Genomic DNA, 16,344 nt, shown 5'->3' with positions numbered 1-16,344 from the left:
GCTCCCCTACTTCCGCATGACGGCCGGTTCGCGCCGGCGCAGCATCCGGGACACGAGGAACCCGAAGAGCACCGACAGCACGACCAGCATCCCCACGTCCAGCAGCCAGGTGCCCGCCGAGTGCTCGAAGAGCGGGTCCTTCGTCAGGTCGTCGGGCACGATCCGGGCCAGGCCCACGGTCCCGGCCATCGCCGCCAGCGCCCAGCGCGCCGGAACCAGCCAGCCCAGCTGCTCCAGTCCGGGGGTGTCGGCCAGCTTCAGCAGGGCTCCGCAGAAGACGACCTGGACGATGGCGACGAGCACGAGCAGCGGCATCGTCACCTCTTCCTTGCGCACCAGCGAGGAGATGAGCAGGCCGAGCATCATCGCCGTGAACGCGAGCAGGGCGACGGCGACCGTGATCTCCACCAGGGGCGGCATCAGCACGCCTTCACCGCCCGGTGCGTTGAGGTCCACGCCGAACAGGGCGACCAGGGTCAGCACCACCGCCTGGAGCACGGTGATGACTCCCAGGACGATGACCTTGGACATCAGGTACGCCGATCTGGAGAGACCCACCGCCCGTTCCCGCTGGTAGATCACGCGTTCCTTGACGAGTTCGCGCACGGCGTTGGCCGCACCGGTGAGCACCGCGCCGACGCACAGGATGAGCAGCGCGTTCATCGCCGTGTCGAGCGTCAGCTTGCCGCCCGCCAGGGCTCGGGCCATGGCGCCCATCACGAACGGCAGGGCGATCATGATGATCAGGAAGGTGCGGTCGGCGCTCAGCGCGGCCGCGTACCGGCGCACCAGCGTGCCGAGTTGGGCACCCCGGCTGCGCGGCCGGGGCGGGGCGGTGATGACGACGGGCCCGGAGCGGGGCTGCTGGGGCTGCGCGGAGGCGTCGGCCACGTACCGGCCGTGGAAGGGCGAGGCGAGGTAGTCCCCCGCCCAGTCCCGGTCCGTGTCGCGTTCGAAGGCCTCGAAGGCCTCCGGCCACTCCTCGAAGCCGAAGAACGACAGGGCGTCCTCGGGCGGCCCGTAATAGGCGATCTTCCCGCCGGGCGCGAGTACGAGGAGCCGGTCGCACACGTCCAGGCTGAGCACGCTGTGGGTGACGACGATGACGGTCCGGCCGTCGTCGGCGAGGCCACGCAGCATGTGCATCACGGAGCGGTCCATGCCGGGGTCGAGGCCGGAGGTCGGCTCGTCGAGGAACAGCAGCGACGGCTTCGTCAGCAGTTCCAGGGCCACGCTGACGCGCTTGCGCTGACCGCCGGAGAGGCTGTGCACGGGCTGGTCCGCGCGCTGCTCCAGGCCCAGTTCACGGATGACCTCGTCGACCCGGGCGCGCCGCTCGGCCTTGGCGGTGTCCTGCGGGAAGCGCAGTTCGGCGGCGTAGGAGAGGGCTTTGCGGACGGTCAGTTGCGCGTGCAGGATGTCGTCCTGCGGAACCAGGCCGATGCGCTGGCGCAGCTCGGCGTAGTCGCGGTAGAGGTCACGGCCGTCGTAGAGGACGGTGCCGTGGTCCGCGGGGCGCTGACCGGTGAGGGCGTTGAGGAGGGTGGACTTGCCGGCGCCGCTCGGGCCGACGACGGCGAGCAGGCACTTCTCCCCCACCGGGAACGACACGTGGTCGAGGAGCGTCTTGCGGCCGTGCTCGACGGTGACGGCGAGGTCCTGCACGTCGAGCGAGACCTCGCCGGTGTCGACGTACTCCTGGAGCTGGTCGCCGACGAGGCAGAACGCCGAGTGACCGATGCCGACGATGTCGCCCGGGCCGACCGGGGCGGTGGTGACGGGGCTGCCGTTGAGGTACGTGCCGTTGTGGCTGCCCAGGTCGGTGATCTCATAGGTTCCGTCGGCCAGGGCGCGCAGTTCGGCGTGCCGGCGCGAGACCACGAGGTCGTCGATGACCAGGTCGTTGTCGGTGGCGCGACCGATGCGGACGGTACGGGAGGGCAGCGGCCGTACGGTCGTGGGCTGCCGGTAGGTGCCGGTGTGGGCCGGCATGGAGACGGCGGAGGGGCGTTCCGGGGTGGGTGCGGCGGGTGCGGGGCGGCCCGTGAGGGTCATGCGCGGCCCGTCGGCCGGACTGCCGAAGCGGATGACACTGCCGGGTCCGACGTCCCACTCGTGGATGCGCCGGCCGTCCGCGTAGGTGCCGTTGGTGCTGTCCTCGTCCTCGATGGTCCAGTGACCGTCCTCGGGCCGCAGCACCGCGTGATGCCAGGAGACCCGGTCGTCGTCGATGACGATGTCGCACAGCGGATCGCGCCCCACGTGGTAGTCGCGGCCCGGAATCATCACGGTGGTGCCCGTCTCCGTCTCCAGGACGAGCTCTGGTGCTACCGAGGGTTGCGCCATGGTCAAGATTCTACCGATTTGCCCTGTTGTGCGCCTGGGCGAGCAAAGCCGGCAGCGGGTCAGCCGACGGAGATGCCGACGAAGGGAGCGGTGCGCTGCATCCGCAGGGCGTCCACGGATTCGGCGAGCAGTTCGTATTCCGTGGTGTCGTCACTGGTGGCGATCCGCACCAGCCGTCCGGCCGCCAACTCCTCGGCGACCCGCTCCTGCTGGGCGGGATCGGCGCACCAGGCGCGCAGCAGCATGGGCACGTCGGGCACGGTGGGGGCGACCGGCACGAGCGCGCCCGGCGGTAAGTGCTCGGCGTCGGGCCGCGGGTCGAGGCGCTGGGCGATCCAGGAGGCGCGGTCGCGCAGCCACCACAGGGCCAGGGCGAGGGTGGGCGCCCGGTAGGTACCGAGGGGCACTCCGATACGGCGGCCGTCGCAGACTCCGTACGCCGTGACGTGGCACAGAAACTCGTCGTGCACGTGACCCTCCCCCGTGGCCCTGCCCGTCCGCCGGTCCGGCCTCGCTTCTTCTGCGGCTCGCGTGCTGTGCGTGAGGGCGCCGTCGCTCGATGTGAAAACGCTCTCGCAGGTCAGTATGTTCACTACTGAATCACTGTCACCACGACTTTCCGGCCACTCTCCTGGCATATGCGCACCTGGGTGGCCGAAACCCGGCCAGCGGTGGCGACGCCCCATGACGCGGGAGGTAATCGACGCTCCCGGCGGGTGCGGGCAGGGTGGTCCTACCGGGTTCGGCCAGTGCGGGACCCGGGCTCTGACCAGCAGGTACGACCTTCCTGGAGGCTGATCACCCATGTCCGCAACCACCCACCGCCACGAGGACGCCGTCGCCCGCTACTTCGAGGCCTGGAACGCCCAGGACCCGGCGGCGCGCGCCAAGGCCGTCGCCGCCGCCTGGTCCGGGGACGGCACCTACACCGACCCTCTGGCCGACGTCAGGGGTCATGACGGCATCGCCGCGGTGATCGCGGCGGTCCAGGAGCAGTTCCCGGGGTTCGAGTTCCGGCTCAACGGGGGTGTCGACGGGCATCACGACACCGCCCGCTTCTCATGGGAGCTGGTGAGCGTGGCCGACGGCTCGTCGCCGGTCGCCGGATCGGATGTGATCACCCTGGACGGGCAGGGCCGGATCCGGGCCGTGTTCGGCTTCCTGGACCGGGTCCCGGCCGGGGCGTGAGGCCGGCGTCCGCGATGAGTTCCGCGGTGTCCGGCGGTCTGTAGGGGAAAGAGACCGCCGAGCACCGGAGGACGTCATGGCCACCACGGGAGAACTGGACGCGGAGTTCACCGCCGTTCTGCGCAAGAGCCCCGCCGAGGGTGGCTGGACCTATCTGGTCTGGCCCCGGTCCGTCGACTTCTTCGGCACCCGCGGCCTGGTCAAGGTCCGCGGGACGATCGACGGTCACCCGTTCCGCAGCTCGTTCATGGCGCTGGGGGACGGCACGCACAAGCTGCCCGTGAAGGCGGACGTGCGCAAGGCCATCGGCAAGGAGGAGGGCGACACGGTGACCGTGCGCCTCCAGGAGCGGATCGGCTCCTAGCCGGCATGCCCCGGGGGGCGTCCGTCCCCGGGGCACGCGGACCCGCTACTGCTTGACGATGGCGTCGATCCGGGCCAGCTCGTCCCCGTCGAAGTCCAGGTTGCGGATGGCTCCGACGCTGTCCTCGATCTGCTGCGCGCTGCTCGCGCCGACCAGCGCGGAGGTGACCCGGCCGCCGCGCAGCACCCAGGCCAGTGCCATCTGGGCCAGGGTCTGACCGCGGGACTTCGCGATGTCGTTCAGATCGCGCAGCCGGCCCACCAGGTCCTCGGTGAGCGCGTCGGAGTTCAGGAAGGGGCTGTCGCTCGCCGCCCGGGAGTCCTCGGGGATGCCGTCGAGGTAGCGGGCGGAGAGCATGCCCTGCTCCAGCGGGGAGAACACGATGGAGCCGACCTGGAGCTCGTCGAGGGCGTCGAGCAGGCCCTCGTCCTCGGGGCGGCGGTCCAGCATCGAGTAGCGCGGCTGGTGGATGAGGAGTGGGGTGCCCAGCTCGCCCAGGATGCGGGCGGCCTCGCGGGTCTGCTCCGCGGAGTAGTTGGAGACGCCGACGTACAGCGCCTTGCCCTGCTGCACCGCCGAGTGCAGGGCCCCCATCGTCTCCTCGAGCGGGGTGTCCGGGTCGGGGCGGTGCGAGTAGAAGATGTCGACGTAGTCCAGGCCCATCCGCTGCAGGCTCTGGTCCAGCGAGGACAGCACGTACTTGCGCGAGCCCCACTCGCCGTACGGGCCGGGCCACATCAGGTAGCCGGCCTTGGTGGAGATCACCAGCTCGTCTCGGTACGGCGCGAAGTCCGTCTTCAGGAATTCACCCAGCGCGGACTCGGCGGCGCCGGGCGGCGGGCCGTAGTTGTTGGCGAGGTCGAAGTGGGTGACGCCGAGGTCGAAGGCGCGGCGCAGGATGGCGCGCTGCGTCTCGACGGGCCGGTCCGGGCCGAAGTTGTGCCACAGGCCGAGCGAGAGCGCGGGGAGCTTCAGACCGCTGCGTCCGGTGCGCCGGTAGGGCATGTCCGCGTAGCGGTCGGGGTGTGCGGTGTACAACGCGACTCCAGAGGGGTTGGCGCGGTCGGGATGAAACCGGTGTCCACTCTGGCGTGACCTGCACCCATGCGTCCAACAGAAGAATCCGATGGAATTCAGCGGCTACGCTTCTCAGTCATGGAACTGCGCCACTTGCAGCACTTCGTCGCGGTCGCCGAGGACCAGCACTTCACCCGGGCGGCGGAACGCCTCCTGGTGTCCCAGTCGGGCCTGTCGGCCTCCATCCGGGCGCTGGAGCGGGAGCTGCAGACACCGCTGTTCGTGCGGACGACCCGCCGGGTGACGCTGACCCCGGCCGGGCGGGCGCTGCTCGGCGAGGCGGAGCGGATCCTCGCGCAGGTCCGCTCGGCCCACGAGGCGGTGGCGGCGGTGCAGGGCGTGCTGCGCGGGATGCTCGCGCTCGGGTCCGAGCAGTGCATCGCCGGGGTGCACGTGGCGGGGCTGCTGGCGGCGTTCCGGCGGCGCCACCCGGACGTGGAGATCTGCCTGCGGCAGGCGGGCTCGTGGGCTCTCGCGGAGGAGGTCGCGGCCGGGCGTCTGGACATGGCGTTCGCCGTGCGCACCGCCCGGGAGGACACCGACCAGCTACGGGCCGTACCGCTCACGAGCGAGCCGATGACCGTGCTGTGCCATCCGAGCCACCGGCTCGCCGCGGCCGGGGTCGCGGTCACGCCGGAGGATCTCGGCGGTGAGGTCTTCGTCGACTTCCACCCCGACTGGGGGCCCCGGCGCACCACCGACGCGGCCTTCGCCGCGGCGGGCGTCCGCCGCAGCGTCGCCCTGGAGGTCAACGACGTGCACAGCCTCCTCGACCTCGTGGACGAGGACCTGGGCATCGCCGTGGTGCCACGCCATTTCCGGCACAAGCGTGCCTCGCTGACCGCGCTGCCGGTGAAGGGCACCGGGGACGCCGTCTACGAGACGGTCGCCCTGCTGCCGCCCGAGCAGGCGACCAGTCCGGCGGCCCGGGCGCTGATGGCCCTGCTGGAGACAGGGGGTCCGGCACCAGCCCAGGAGGGTGTCCGCCCCTCCTGACCCGACCCGTCCCGCACAGCGGCCTCGTGACCGTTCCCGAGGCCGACGGCGGTCGGCACGACCTGCCGCGCGGCACCTCCGGGTGCACCGGCTGCCCGTGACGCGGCGGCGAGCACGGCCGTGTTCGTGCCGTCCGACCCGTGCGACGGGAGGGCGGCGGAGGACGAAGGGGATGCGATCGCGTACATGCGTAACCCCGGCCGCGGGGCGTCGGACCCGCCGATCCTCGCGGCCCCGGACTTCACCGGGGAGCCGGTGGGCCGTATCCATCTGCCCGGGCGGGTGCCGCTGGGCTTCCACGGGAGCTGGATTCCCGACGCGTGATCCTCGGTGATGCGCGATGGTGGAACCATGCATGCGAAGGACATCCTCATCGACGGCTACAACCGCATCCGCGAAGAAGTCCACGCCACCGTCGAGGGGCTCGGGCCCGACGAGCTGAGCGCCCGGCCCGCCCCCGACACCAACTCCATCGCCTGGCTGGTCTGGCACCTCACCCGCGTCCAGGACGACCATCTGTCCGACGCCTTCGGCCACGACCAGGTGTGGCTGTCCCAGGACTGGGAGAAGCGCTTCGGCCTCGACCTGCCCCGGCGCGACACGGGCTACGGCCACAGCCCCGCGAAGGTCGCCAAGGTCCGGGTCGACTCGGGCGAGCTGCTGACCGGCTACTACGACGCCGTGCACGAGCAGAGCCTGGAGGCCCTGCGGGGCCTGGCCGCCAAGGACCTGGAGCGCGTGGTCGACGAGCGCTGGGACCCGCCGGTCACCCTGGGCGTCCGGCTGGTCAGCGTCCTGTCCGACGACCTTCAGCACGTCGGACAGGCCGCCTACCTCCGCGGGCTGCTTCAGAGCGCGGCGGCGTAGCCGGGCAGGACGACGTCCCGGATGAGTGCGTTCCGCTCGTCGAACGGGAGGAACGCGCTCTTGAGCGCGTTGACGGTGACCGTGCGCAGATCCTCGACGGTCCAGCCCGCCTCCTCGACCAGCAGGGTCATCTCGCGGGTCATCGTGGTGCCCGACACCAGCCGGTTGTCGGTGTTGAGGGTGACGCGGAAGCCGAGGTCCTTGAGCGCGGTGATCGGGTGTTCGGCGATCGAGGTGGCGGCGCCCGTCTGGAGGTTGGACGTCGGGCACATCTCCAGCGCGATGCGCCGGTCGCGCACCCAGCTCGCCAGCCGGCCGAGCTTGCCCGCGGCGAGGTCGGGGATGTCGTCGGTGATCCGCACTCCGTGCCCGATGCGCTGGGCGCCGCACACCTGGAGGGCCTGGTGGATGCTGGGCAGGCCGTGCGCCTCGCCCGCGTGGATGGTGAACGGCACGTTCTCGCGGCGCAGGTGCTCGAAGGCGGCGAGGTGGTCGGCGGGCGGGAAGCCGTCCTCGGCGCCGGCGATGTCGAAGCCGACGACACCCGCGTCGCGGAACGCCACGGACAGGTCGGCCGCCTCTCGCACCCGGTCGAACATCCGCATCCCGCACAGCAGGGTGCCGACCCGCACCGGCGTCCCCGCGGCGGCCGCCTTCGCCATGCCCGCCGCGAGGCCCTCCTGGACGGTCTCCACGACCTCGGCCATGGTCAGCTCGCCGTTGGTGTTCAGCTCGGGGGCGTAGCGCACCTCGCCGTACACCACGCCGTCGGCGGCCAGGTCGAGCACGTACTCCTCGGCGGTGCGCAACAGTCCCTCGCGGGTCTGCATCACGGCGAGGGTGTGCTCGAAGGTGGCTATGTAGCGCACCAGGTCACCGGAGTTGGCGGCCTCGTAGTACCAGGCGGCGAGCTCGTCCGGGTCGGTGGTGGGCAGGGTGTGACCGACCGCTTCCGCCAGCTCCACCACGGTGGCGGGGCGCAGGCCACCGTCGAGGTGGTCGTGCAGCACGGCCTTGGGCAGGCGGCGGATCAGGTCGGCGTCTACGCGCGTAGCAGTCATGGCGGGGTCTTTCCTCGGGCGGGTGGTTCGAAGCGGCGGGAAGGGGTCAGCCGGCGGGCTGGAGCAGGTCCCAGCGGTTGCCGTACAGGTCCTGGAAGACGGCGACGCTGCCGTACGGCTCGTGCCGCGGCTCCTCCAGGAAGGTCACGCCGGCGGCGGTCATCCGGGCGTGGTCGCGGGCGAAGTCGTCGGTGTGCAGGAAGAACCCGACCCGCCCGCCGGTCTGGTCGCCGACCCGGGCGGCCTGGTCGTCCCCCTTGGCGCGGGCCAGCAGCAGTCCGGTGCCGGCTCCCGGGGTACCGGGTTCGACGACGACCCACCGGGACCCGTCGGGCCGGGGAGCGTCCTCGGTGAGCCGGAATCCGAGGGCGTCGGTGTAGAAGCGGATCGCCTCGTCGTAGTCGTCGACGACGAGGGTGACCAGGGCGATACGTCTCATCGGGGCCTCTCGGAGCGGGCGGTTGACCGGAGAGGTTATACGTAAAACCCCGCCGATGCCAACCGCCCGCCGACGGTCGGTCCGAGTTCTGTACCTACTAGTACGTACACTCATTCGCGACCACACTCGGAGGCCTCCATGCCCTTCGTGCGCATCGACACGCTCCGGGACGACCCGCTCCGGGCCGGTCCCGAGTGCCTCGCCACACTCGGCCGTACCGTGCACGACGCCTTGACGGAGACGATCGGCATTCCGCCCGACGACCGGTTCCAGGTCCTGACGGACCACGACGGCACGAGCGGCACCCTGCGGCACGGCGGACGAGGCGTTCCGTGGGAAAACCGGCTGGGATCGGCGCGAGGACCACGCGTCGTACGCGTTCTTCCGGGGTTCGGCCGCACGCGGTGCAGGCGTGGTGCGAGGAGCACGAGCTGCAGAGGTCGCTCAAGCGGTCTCGTGGTGCAGTCTGCCGAGCCGGCTCAGTTCCTCGCCGGTGAGGCGGATGGCGCCCGCGGCCACGTTCTCCGCGAGGTGGTCGGGGTTGCCGGTGCCGGGTATGGCGAGGACGTGGGGGCCCTGGTGCAGGGTCCAGGCGAGGCGGATCTGGGCGGGGCTCGCCCCATGGGCCCGGGCCACGGCGCGGACGTCCTCGTCGTGGGCGGTGGTGGCGCCCTGCTCGGCGGCTTCGCCGGCGACGGCGTAGAACGGCACGAAGGCGATGCCCTGTTCGCCGCAGATGCGGAGGAGTTCGTCGCTGTCGGGGTCGGGGCGGTCGAGGGCGTACCGGTTCTGGACGCAGACCACGGGGGCGATGGCCTGCGCCTCGGCGAGGTGCCGGGGGGTGACGTTGGAGACGCCGAGGTGCCGGATCAGGCCGGCCTGGCGCAGCTCGGCGAGGGCGCCGAAGTGCTCGGCGATGGAGTCGTGCCTGGGCATCCGGCGCAGGTTGACCACGTCCAGGTGGTCGCGGCCGAGCTGGCGCAGGTTCTCCTCCACGTGGCCGCGCAGGTCCTCGGGGCGGGCCGAGGGGCCCCACTCCCCGTCGTAGGCCCGGTACGGGCCCACCTTGGTGACGATGACCAGGTCGTCGGGGTAGGGCGCGAGCGCGCTGTTGATGAGTTCGTTGGCGGAGCGCAGCGACGAGAAGTAGAAGGCCGCCGTGTCGATGTGGTTCACGCCGAGGTCGATCGCCGTGCGCAGGACGGCGATCGACCGGTCGCGATCGCTCGGTGTGCCGTGGTGGAAGGCGGCGCTGCCCGTCAGCCGCATCGCGCCGAAGCCCAGGCGGTGGACGGGCAGGTCGCCGAGTTTCCAGGTGCCCGCGGCAGCCGCGGTGATCGTTGGTGAGCTCATCGGCGGAGTCTCACACACGACGCGCGGGCCGGCGAAACCGGTTTACGGGTACGTGTATGCGTTGAGGGTGGTGACGGCGGAGGCCGGGTTGCCTCGGTCGTAGTGGTCCACGGCGAGGAAGTTGGGCTTCTTGCGGGCGGCCGGCTGGCAGAACCTCTGGGCGCGGTCGGCGAGTTTGGTGTTGTCCGTGCCGGCCGTGCCGGTGAGCGGGACGTCACGGAAGTGGTTCATGACGAACAGCGGGCGGAAACCGGGTTCGGTGCGGGTCAGCGGGATGTTGGTGTCGGCGCCGTACCAGCGGCTGTAGCAGGACCAGTCGGAGGTGCCGACGCCCGAGCCCATCGACCAGTGATTCTCGACGGTCCACTCGCGCTGGTACATGACGCCGAAGCTGTCCCGGGTCAGTCCCGCGGCCTGGTCGGCGGAGCGGCTGTGGTCGGTGAAGATCAGCAGCCGGTCGCCCGCGGCGGTCAGGTCCGCCATCGTCGGCCAGCCGTTCTGCCGTACACCGGTGAGGTCGGGCCGGTAGAGCACGTCCGCCAGGCCGTTGACGCGGGCGAGTTCGGCGCGCAGGACGGCGGGGTCGACGTAGTCCTCCAGGAAGACGGTGACGAACTGGTCGGGGTGGGCCTTCAGGAAGTCGACCATGCGCTGGAGGTCGACCCACAGGGCGACGGGTCTGCTGACCAGGGTGCAGCTGTTGTGGCAGAGGATCGCGCCGTCGGGTGTCTGGTGGATGTCCAGCATGAATCCGCGCACCCCGTCGGCGAGTTGGCGTTCGATGCCGCGGGTCTGGTTGGGCACGAGGTTGACGAAGGGCGGGGCGAAGCCGCCGTCGACGCCGTTGGCGTACGCGTTGTGCGCGGTGAGGAAGGTGACCTGGTCCAGGGTGCGCCGGTCCTGCGGTGGCATCGGGCCGGTGGTCGGCGTGACCGGGGTGAGGTACCAGGCGGCGAGGTCGCCGGGTCCGCCGAGGGCGAGCCGGGCGGGGTAGGTGGCGCCGGACGGCTTGGGCGCCACCGTGAGGTGACGCGAGGTTCCGAGGGCCTTGAGCGTGTAGCGGTCGGCGCCGAGAGGGCTGATCTCCCACCCGGCGTCGGCGCCGGCGCAGGTGACGGTCGCGGCCTGGTCGCCGTTGCGGCCGAGGCAGCTGCCGGGCGTGTCGGTGCTCTCCAGCAGGTACGTGGAGCCGTTCGGCTTCAGCTGCCACTGCTGGCGGTCCTCGTTGCCCCGGGGTCTGTGCTGCTCGACCGCTCCGCCGTTGTCGGCCGCGTTGAGCCCGGTCATGACGCTCTGGACGTAGTACGCACCCGGAGCCGGGACCGCGGCGGCAGCGGGTTGGGGGGCCACGACCGCGGCGGCCAGTGCCGCGGTCGTGGCGAGCAGGGCGTGGGGGGTGCGCAGGCGCATGAGGGATGCCCTTCAGTCAGTCAGGTTCATGACATTCCGCATGACACCACGCCGTGGGGTCCGGCGTCAGCAGTACAGGTTGCCGCCGGGTGACGTGCCGAGGATCTGCGTGAACCGCTGGTAGTTGTTCACGCGGCTCTGCACCTGCGCCGGGTTCTTGCCGTCGCACTCCAGGGAGCCGTTGATGCTGCGGATCGTCTGGCCGAACCCCGCGCCGTTCACCATGGCGTTGTGCGGCGTCATGCTGCCGGGGCCGGTCTGGGTGTTCCAGTACCACAGGGCCGTCTTCCAGGCGACGGCCGAATCGTTCTGCACCAGCCAGGGGTTGCCCAGCAGGTCGATGCCGAGCGCGTCGCCCGCTGCCTTGTAGTTGAAGTTCCAGCTCAGCTGGATCGGGCCGCGTCCGTAGTAGGCGGCCTGTCCGGCCGGGCAGCCGTACGGCCGGCTCCAGTCGCAGTAGTGCGGGTAGTTGGCGGTGTTCTGCTCCACCACGTGCACCAGACCGCCGGTCTCGTGGCTGACGTTGGCCAGGAAGGCGGCGGCCTCCTGCTTCTTCACCGTGTCGCCGCCGGTGTTGGCGAAGCCGGGGTAGGCGCTCAGGGCCGCGGTGAGGCCGCTGTAGCTGTAGAACGAATTCCGGTTCGGGAACATCTGGTTGAACTGGGCCTCGGTCACCACGAAGCGCGCGTCGGGCGTGCCGGGACCGTTGTCACAGGCGTAGGGCTCCCAGTACCAGGTGCTGATGACCGGGTCGTAGCCCGGGTTGGCGTGCTCGGCGATGTACGCCTTGCCGTCGGTGTAGCGGACGATGTCGCCCGCGGCATACGCCTTCCCCGCCGTCCAGTTCGGGTAACTGGAGCACGCCGCGGCCGAGGCGGCCGAGGCGTTCGAGGCGGGCAGGAGCACCGGCGCGGTGCCGGCGAGGGCGAGGGTGGCCAGGACTGCGGAGATGCGGCGTCTCGACACGGGTTCAACTCCTTCGCGGAGCACGGCCGCACCCCGACGAGGGCAGGGTGAGGCAGACCCTTGACCGCACGCACCGGTGGTCCGGTCACGGCGTGGGGGCGGCCGTGGTGGGGGCTGTGGAGCCACACTCAACCGCGTTGGTCTGTACCAGTCAAGGGTGTAGACCAGTCAGGTGCAGACCAGTTGTCCCCGAGCCGGATGACGTCCGGTCAGCGCGCCCCGGGGCCGGGGCCCGGGGGATCACACCTGCGCGGCGTCCGCCAGCGTCGCCGCCAGCCGGTCCAGCAGGGACCGCAGCACCTCGTCGTCGCCGTCGCCGAGCGGGGGCCAGCCGGCGCGGACCGCGCGGTCGACCCGCTGCCAGTACTCCTGCCCGCGCGGGGTGAGATGGGCGAGGACGCGACGCCGGTCGAACGGATCGACCCTGCGGTGCACGAGATTCTGGTCGACGAGCTGGTCGACCAGCTTGGTCAGCGTCGGAGGCGGCAGGAACGCGGCCTCCGCGAGCCCCGTCATGTGGTGCCCCTCGCCGTCGGACAGCGAGGCCAGCACACGCCACGCCTCGAGCGAGCAGCCCTCCGCCTCCAGAACGCCCTGCAACCGCCGCGCCGCGAGCCGTTCGGCCCGCGTCAGCAACTGCACGAGGTCGTCGGGCCGACGTGGGGTGGGGCTGGACATCCCTGCTCCTAGGTCACGAGGGGTGTCCATCGTAGGAGACGCACTGGAGTCCGTCCGGTCGAGCCGGAATCATGACGCCATGTTCCGGCACGACCTCCCCGCGCCCGAGTGGTTCACGGCCGACGACTCCGTGCTCGGTGTGGCCCTCGTCTTCCCCCTGCGAGGGCCGGCCGGGATCTTCGGGCCCACGTGTGAGCTGTGCGCGCGGCTGGCCGCCGAGGAGGTCAACCGGGACGGCGGCGTGCTCGGCAGGGAGCTCCGGCTGGTGCCGGTCGACGGCTCGGGAGCGCCTCGGGAGATCGCCGACGAGGTGGAGGCGCTGGTGGACCTGGGTGCCGTGCAGGGCGTCACGGGCTGGCACATCTCCTCCGTGCGGCAGGCCCTGGCGCCGAGGATCGCGCACCGCGTTCCGTACGTGTACACCGCGCTGTACGAGGGCGGGGAGGACACGGCGGGCGTGTTCCTGACGAGCGAGACCCCGCGCGACCAGCTGCGCCCGGCGATGGAACTACTGGCGCGCGAGCGCGGGGTGCGGCGCTGGTACGTGGTGGGCAACGACTACGTGTGGCCCCGGCACACGGCCCGGTCGGCCCGCCGGTACGCACGGGCTTCCGGCGGGTGCGTCGCCGGTGAGGTGTACCTGCCGCTCGGCACCCACGACTTCGAGCCGGTGCTGCGCCGCGTCGAGCACTCGGACGCCGACGCGGTGCTGATGCTGCTCGTCGGCAGTGACGCGGTGCGCTTCAACCGGGCGTTCACGGCGTACGGCCTGGACGCGCGCTGTCTGCGGCTGAGCACGCTGATGGACGAGAACATGCTGGTGGCGAGCGGCCCGGAGGCCACCGAGGACCTCTACAGCACGGCCGGGTTCTTCGCCTCGCTGGCCAATCGCGACACCCTCGACTTCCACGGGCGGTACGCCGCCCGCTACGGCGTCGACGCGCCCGCCCTCGGCAGCCTCGGCGAATCCTGCTACGAGGGCGTGCTGCTGCTGGCCGCACTGCTGAAGAGGGCCGGGGCGCTGGATGTCTCGGCGATCGGGGCGGTGGCGGGGGCGGTGTCGTACGAGGGCCCGCGCGGACTGCTGCACCTGCGGGGCGCCCATGTGCGCCAGCGCATCTACCTGGCGCGGGCCGACGGACTGGACTTCGACGTGCTCACGGAACTGGACACGCGTCCCTGACGGCCCCCGGGTCCCGCCCACGTGCCGGCCGGCCGACGACACACCCCCCGGAAAGGCGTCCCGCACCGCCCGAGGGCGAGAATCCCTCCCATGACCACCACACCCCATCCCCTCGTCACCGGCGCACACCGACTGGCGCGCGATCTCCTCGTCCCGCAGGCCGAGCGGGTCGACCGGGAGGAGGTGCCCGCGAGCCATGTCGAGGCGGTGAAGCGGGCGGGACTGCTCGGGGTGGTCGCGCCGCAGGAGTACGGCGGGGCGGACGCGCCCGTCGCCGTGGCACGGGAGACCGCGGAGATCCTGGCCGGGGCGTGCTGCTCCACATGGTTCGTGCAGACACAGCACCACACGCCGGTGAAGCTGCTCGCCACCCACGACTCGCCCGTCAGGGAGAGGCTGCTGCGCCCGCTGGCGACCGGCGAGCTGATGGCGGGCATCGCCTTCGCCCATGTCCGGGCCTTCCCCCGGGTGCCCGTGCGAGCCGTTCCCGAGGAGGGCGGCTGGCGGTTCGAGGGCAGGGTGCCCTGGTACACGGGCTGGGGCCTGAACGACGTGATGCTGCTGGCCGGGGTGACCGACGCGGCCGAGGTGGTGTTCGTGTTCGCCGAGGCCCGTGAGCAGCCGGGGCTGACTCCCTCGGCGCCGATGCGGCTCGCGGCCCTGACCGCCGCCCGCACGGTGTCCCTGGAACTGGACGGCCTGCGGGTGCCGGCGGAGGCCGTCGTGCTGCGCGCGGCGCAGGAGGAGTTCGCGGCGGTCGACCTGCCCCGGGCCGCGAACGCCAGTCCCGCGGTGTTCGGGGTGGCCCGCGCGGCGCTGGACCTGGTGGCGCGGAGCCCGGAGGGCGAGGAGACGGCCGAAGCGCTGGGGGCCCGGCTCGATCAGGTCCGCCGGGAGGCCTACGCCCTCGCCGACCGGCCCGCCGGGCACGACTGCGTCCCGGAGCGGCTGGCCGTGAAGACCCGGGCGTACGACCTCCTGCGCGCGGCCACGACCGCGGCGATCGTGGCCGGGGGCGGCCGCTCCATGGAACTGGGCAGCCGGGCCCAGCGGTTGGCGCGCGAGGGGATGTTCCTGCTGGTGCAGGGGCAGACGGCCGAGGCACGCCGCACGCACCTCGGCGCGCTGGCGTCCGGCTAACCGACCCGGTGCAGGGCCGGCACCCGCCCCGGCCGGGCCGGTACCTCGCCGCAGAACTCCGCTTCGATGACGTCGGTGTAGAGCGAGGAATCCGGGAGCCAGTCGCCGTTGATGTTGAACGTGAGCTGGTGCCTGCCGTCCTGGGTGCCGACCATCGCGGACAGGGAGCCGTTGGTGCGGCCGCTCTTGCCCACCACCTTCACACCGCAGGACAACTGCGCGAACTCCACTCCGAGTCCGTAGCCGACGCCGTATCCGGCCGGAACCTCGTCGAACATCTCCTTCATCTGCCGCGCGGGCAGCAGCTCGCCCTTCACGAGAGCCCGGTGGAAGCGGTTGAGGTCGCCGGCGGTGGAGATGACGTCACCGGCCGCACCGAGCCAGGTCATGTTCTGTTCGGTGGCGTCGTGGATCTCGGCGTCGGGGGCGTCCTGGTGGAGCCGGGAGTAGCCGACGGGGTGTGGTTCCGGCATCTGCGGTGCCGTGCCGGGGAACGACGTCCCTCGCAGCTTCAGGGGCCGGATGACGCGGCGCGTGATCTCCCGCGCGTACGAGCGTCCGGTCGCCTTCTCGACGACCATGCCCGCGAGGACGAAGTTGGTGTTCGAGTACGACGGCTCGTTCTCCGGGCCTGGCCGCGGCGGGTGCCGCAGCGCGATCGCCACCAGTTCCTCGGGCTCATGGGTGTCGTACCGGTGCTCCGGGAAGCCGGGCCCCGCGGTGTCGTGGCTGAAGCCGGGGTCGTCGGTGTAGTTCGCGATGCCGCTGGTGTGGTTGAGAAGCTGCCGCAGCGTGACCTTGCTGCCGTCGTAGCCGTTGCCTCGCAGCAGGCCGGGCAGCCATCGCTCGACCGTGTCGTCCAGGTCCAGTGTGCCTTCGGCCTCCAGTTGGAGCAGGACGGTCGCCACGAACGTCTTGGTGATGCTGGCCCCGCGGAAGTGGTCTGCGGCCGACCGCGCACGGCGGGTCCCGGTGTCCGCGTAACCCGACGTCCCGAACCAACTCCCCTTGCCGTCACGGACCATGGCCGCGGCTCCGGGGAGTCCGCCCTTCTCGATCAGAGCGCGTAACGCGGTCCGGGTGGCCTGGTGGCCGTGCTTGTGATCCGCTGCCTGTGCTGCCGGGGCGAGTGCCGCCGTTCCGGCGGACAGTGCCACGGCCAGGGCGATCGAGACGGTGCGTGCGGCCCGCTGCTTCATGGGTGTGCCTCCTGGTCACCGACAGGGCAGGAGTGCCCTCTCGGTGACCAGGACGCCCGAGTCGGCCGCCAGGGTTG

17 protein-coding genes and 1 pseudogene are annotated in these 16,344 nt (G+C 71.6%); 8 read left to right on the top strand and 10 right to left on the bottom strand.

Translation table 11 applies throughout. From position 1 onward, the window contains the following. Window positions 1–6: 6 nt before the first annotated feature. Together ACFY9E_RS37540 and ACFY9E_RS37535 are read right to left on the bottom strand one after the other, a co-directional pair. The gene (locus ACFY9E_RS37540) at window positions 7–2,346 is read right to left on the bottom strand and encodes an FHA domain-containing protein (protein ID WP_390992468.1); all 2,340 of its coding nucleotides are present in this window, start codon (window positions 2,344–2,346) and stop codon (window positions 7–9) included. A gap of 59 nt (window positions 2,347–2,405) precedes the next feature. Next, window positions 2,406–2,816: a hypothetical protein gene (locus ACFY9E_RS37535; RefSeq protein ID WP_390992465.1), complete on the bottom strand. Its 411-nt coding sequence runs from the start codon at window positions 2,814–2,816 to the stop codon at window positions 2,406–2,408. A gap of 334 nt (window positions 2,817–3,150) precedes the next feature. Between ACFY9E_RS37535 and ACFY9E_RS37530 the strand changes: the two genes are divergently transcribed. Then, the gene (locus tag ACFY9E_RS37530; protein ID WP_390992462.1) at window positions 3,151–3,534 is read left to right on the top strand and encodes a nuclear transport factor 2 family protein; all 384 of its coding nucleotides are present in this window, start codon (window positions 3,151–3,153) and stop codon (window positions 3,532–3,534) included. Between the two features lie 76 nt (window positions 3,535–3,610). Next, window positions 3,611–3,898 (top strand): DUF1905 domain-containing protein, encoded by a 288-nt coding sequence (locus ACFY9E_RS37525; RefSeq protein WP_390992459.1) that lies wholly within the window; start codon window positions 3,611–3,613, stop codon window positions 3,896–3,898. 45 nt (window positions 3,899–3,943) lie between these two features. Here ACFY9E_RS37525 and mgrA read toward each other — a convergent pair whose 3' ends face one another. After that, complete coding sequence (gene mgrA, locus ACFY9E_RS37520; protein ID WP_390992456.1) at window positions 3,944–4,936, bottom strand: L-glyceraldehyde 3-phosphate reductase; 993 nt, start codon at window positions 4,934–4,936, stop codon at window positions 3,944–3,946. Between the two features lie 117 nt (window positions 4,937–5,053). Here mgrA and ACFY9E_RS37515 point away from each other — a divergent pair, with 117 nt between their 5' ends. From ACFY9E_RS37515 to ACFY9E_RS37505, 3 genes are all read left to right on the top strand, one after another. Beyond that, complete coding sequence (locus ACFY9E_RS37515; protein ID WP_390992453.1) at window positions 5,054–5,971, top strand: LysR substrate-binding domain-containing protein; 918 nt, start codon at window positions 5,054–5,056, stop codon at window positions 5,969–5,971. A gap of 120 nt (window positions 5,972–6,091) precedes the next feature. Beyond that, window positions 6,092–6,295 (top strand): carotenoid oxygenase family protein, encoded by a 204-nt coding sequence (locus tag ACFY9E_RS37510; RefSeq protein ID WP_390992450.1) that lies wholly within the window; start codon window positions 6,092–6,094, stop codon window positions 6,293–6,295. A 27-nt stretch (window positions 6,296–6,322) separates the two neighbouring features. Beyond that, window positions 6,323–6,838: a DUF664 domain-containing protein gene (locus tag ACFY9E_RS37505; protein ID WP_390992448.1), complete on the top strand. Its 516-nt coding sequence runs from the start codon at window positions 6,323–6,325 to the stop codon at window positions 6,836–6,838. On the opposite strand, the gene ACFY9E_RS37500 is transcribed toward ACFY9E_RS37505, so the two are convergent. Both ACFY9E_RS37500 and ACFY9E_RS37495 read right to left on the bottom strand, forming a co-directional pair. After that, a complete protein-coding gene (locus ACFY9E_RS37500; protein WP_390992445.1) occupies window positions 6,820–7,899 on the bottom strand; it encodes an adenosine deaminase in 1,080 nt (359 codons plus the stop codon). The genes ACFY9E_RS37505 and ACFY9E_RS37500 overlap by 19 nt on opposite strands. A gap of 46 nt (window positions 7,900–7,945) precedes the next feature. Further along, complete coding sequence (locus ACFY9E_RS37495; protein ID WP_390992442.1) at window positions 7,946–8,338, bottom strand: VOC family protein; 393 nt, start codon at window positions 8,336–8,338, stop codon at window positions 7,946–7,948. A gap of 138 nt (window positions 8,339–8,476) precedes the next feature. On the opposite strand from ACFY9E_RS37495, the pseudogene ACFY9E_RS37490 reads away from it, so the two are divergent. Next, window positions 8,477–8,656: pseudogene (locus ACFY9E_RS37490) on the top strand (tautomerase family protein); the annotation flags it as partial. 126 nt (window positions 8,657–8,782) lie between these two features. Here ACFY9E_RS37490 and ACFY9E_RS37485 read toward each other — a convergent pair. From ACFY9E_RS37485 to ACFY9E_RS37470, 4 genes are all read right to left on the bottom strand, one after another. Next, entirely contained in the window at window positions 8,783–9,691 is a 909-nt protein-coding gene (locus ACFY9E_RS37485) for an oxidoreductase (RefSeq protein ID WP_390992439.1), read from the bottom strand. 42 nt (window positions 9,692–9,733) lie between these two features. Then, window positions 9,734–11,095: a phospholipase gene (locus ACFY9E_RS37480; RefSeq protein WP_390992684.1), complete on the bottom strand. Its 1,362-nt coding sequence runs from the start codon at window positions 11,093–11,095 to the stop codon at window positions 9,734–9,736. Window positions 11,096–11,167: 72 nt separating this feature from the next. Further along, window positions 11,168–12,067, bottom strand: a complete 900-nt coding sequence (locus ACFY9E_RS37475) for a glycoside hydrolase family 19 protein (protein ID WP_390992436.1) — start codon at window positions 12,065–12,067, stop codon at window positions 11,168–11,170. 240 nt (window positions 12,068–12,307) lie between these two features. Beyond that, entirely contained in the window at window positions 12,308–12,745 is a 438-nt protein-coding gene (locus ACFY9E_RS37470; RefSeq protein WP_390992433.1) for a MarR family transcriptional regulator, read from the bottom strand. A gap of 79 nt (window positions 12,746–12,824) precedes the next feature. Between ACFY9E_RS37470 and ACFY9E_RS37465 the strand changes: the two genes are divergently transcribed. Together ACFY9E_RS37465 and ACFY9E_RS37460 are read left to right on the top strand one after the other, a co-directional pair. Further along, entirely contained in the window at window positions 12,825–13,928 is a 1,104-nt protein-coding gene (locus ACFY9E_RS37465) for an ABC transporter substrate-binding protein (RefSeq protein WP_390992430.1), read from the top strand. Between the two features lie 90 nt (window positions 13,929–14,018). Then, window positions 14,019–15,068: an acyl-CoA dehydrogenase family protein gene (locus tag ACFY9E_RS37460; RefSeq protein ID WP_390992427.1), complete on the top strand. Its 1,050-nt coding sequence runs from the start codon at window positions 14,019–14,021 to the stop codon at window positions 15,066–15,068. On the opposite strand, the gene ACFY9E_RS37455 is transcribed toward ACFY9E_RS37460, so the two are convergent. Continuing rightward, complete coding sequence (locus ACFY9E_RS37455) at window positions 15,065–16,267, bottom strand: serine hydrolase (RefSeq protein ID WP_390992424.1); 1,203 nt, start codon at window positions 16,265–16,267, stop codon at window positions 15,065–15,067. The two genes, ACFY9E_RS37460 and ACFY9E_RS37455, sit on opposite strands and share 4 nt — an antisense overlap. Window positions 16,268–16,344: the final 77 nt, after the last annotated feature.

The organism is Streptomyces sp. NPDC012466 (assembly GCF_042955215.1).
GTDB lineage: Bacteria > Actinomycetota > Actinomycetes > Streptomycetales > Streptomycetaceae > Streptomyces.
This window is presented reverse-complemented; position numbering and strand designations above follow the sequence as displayed.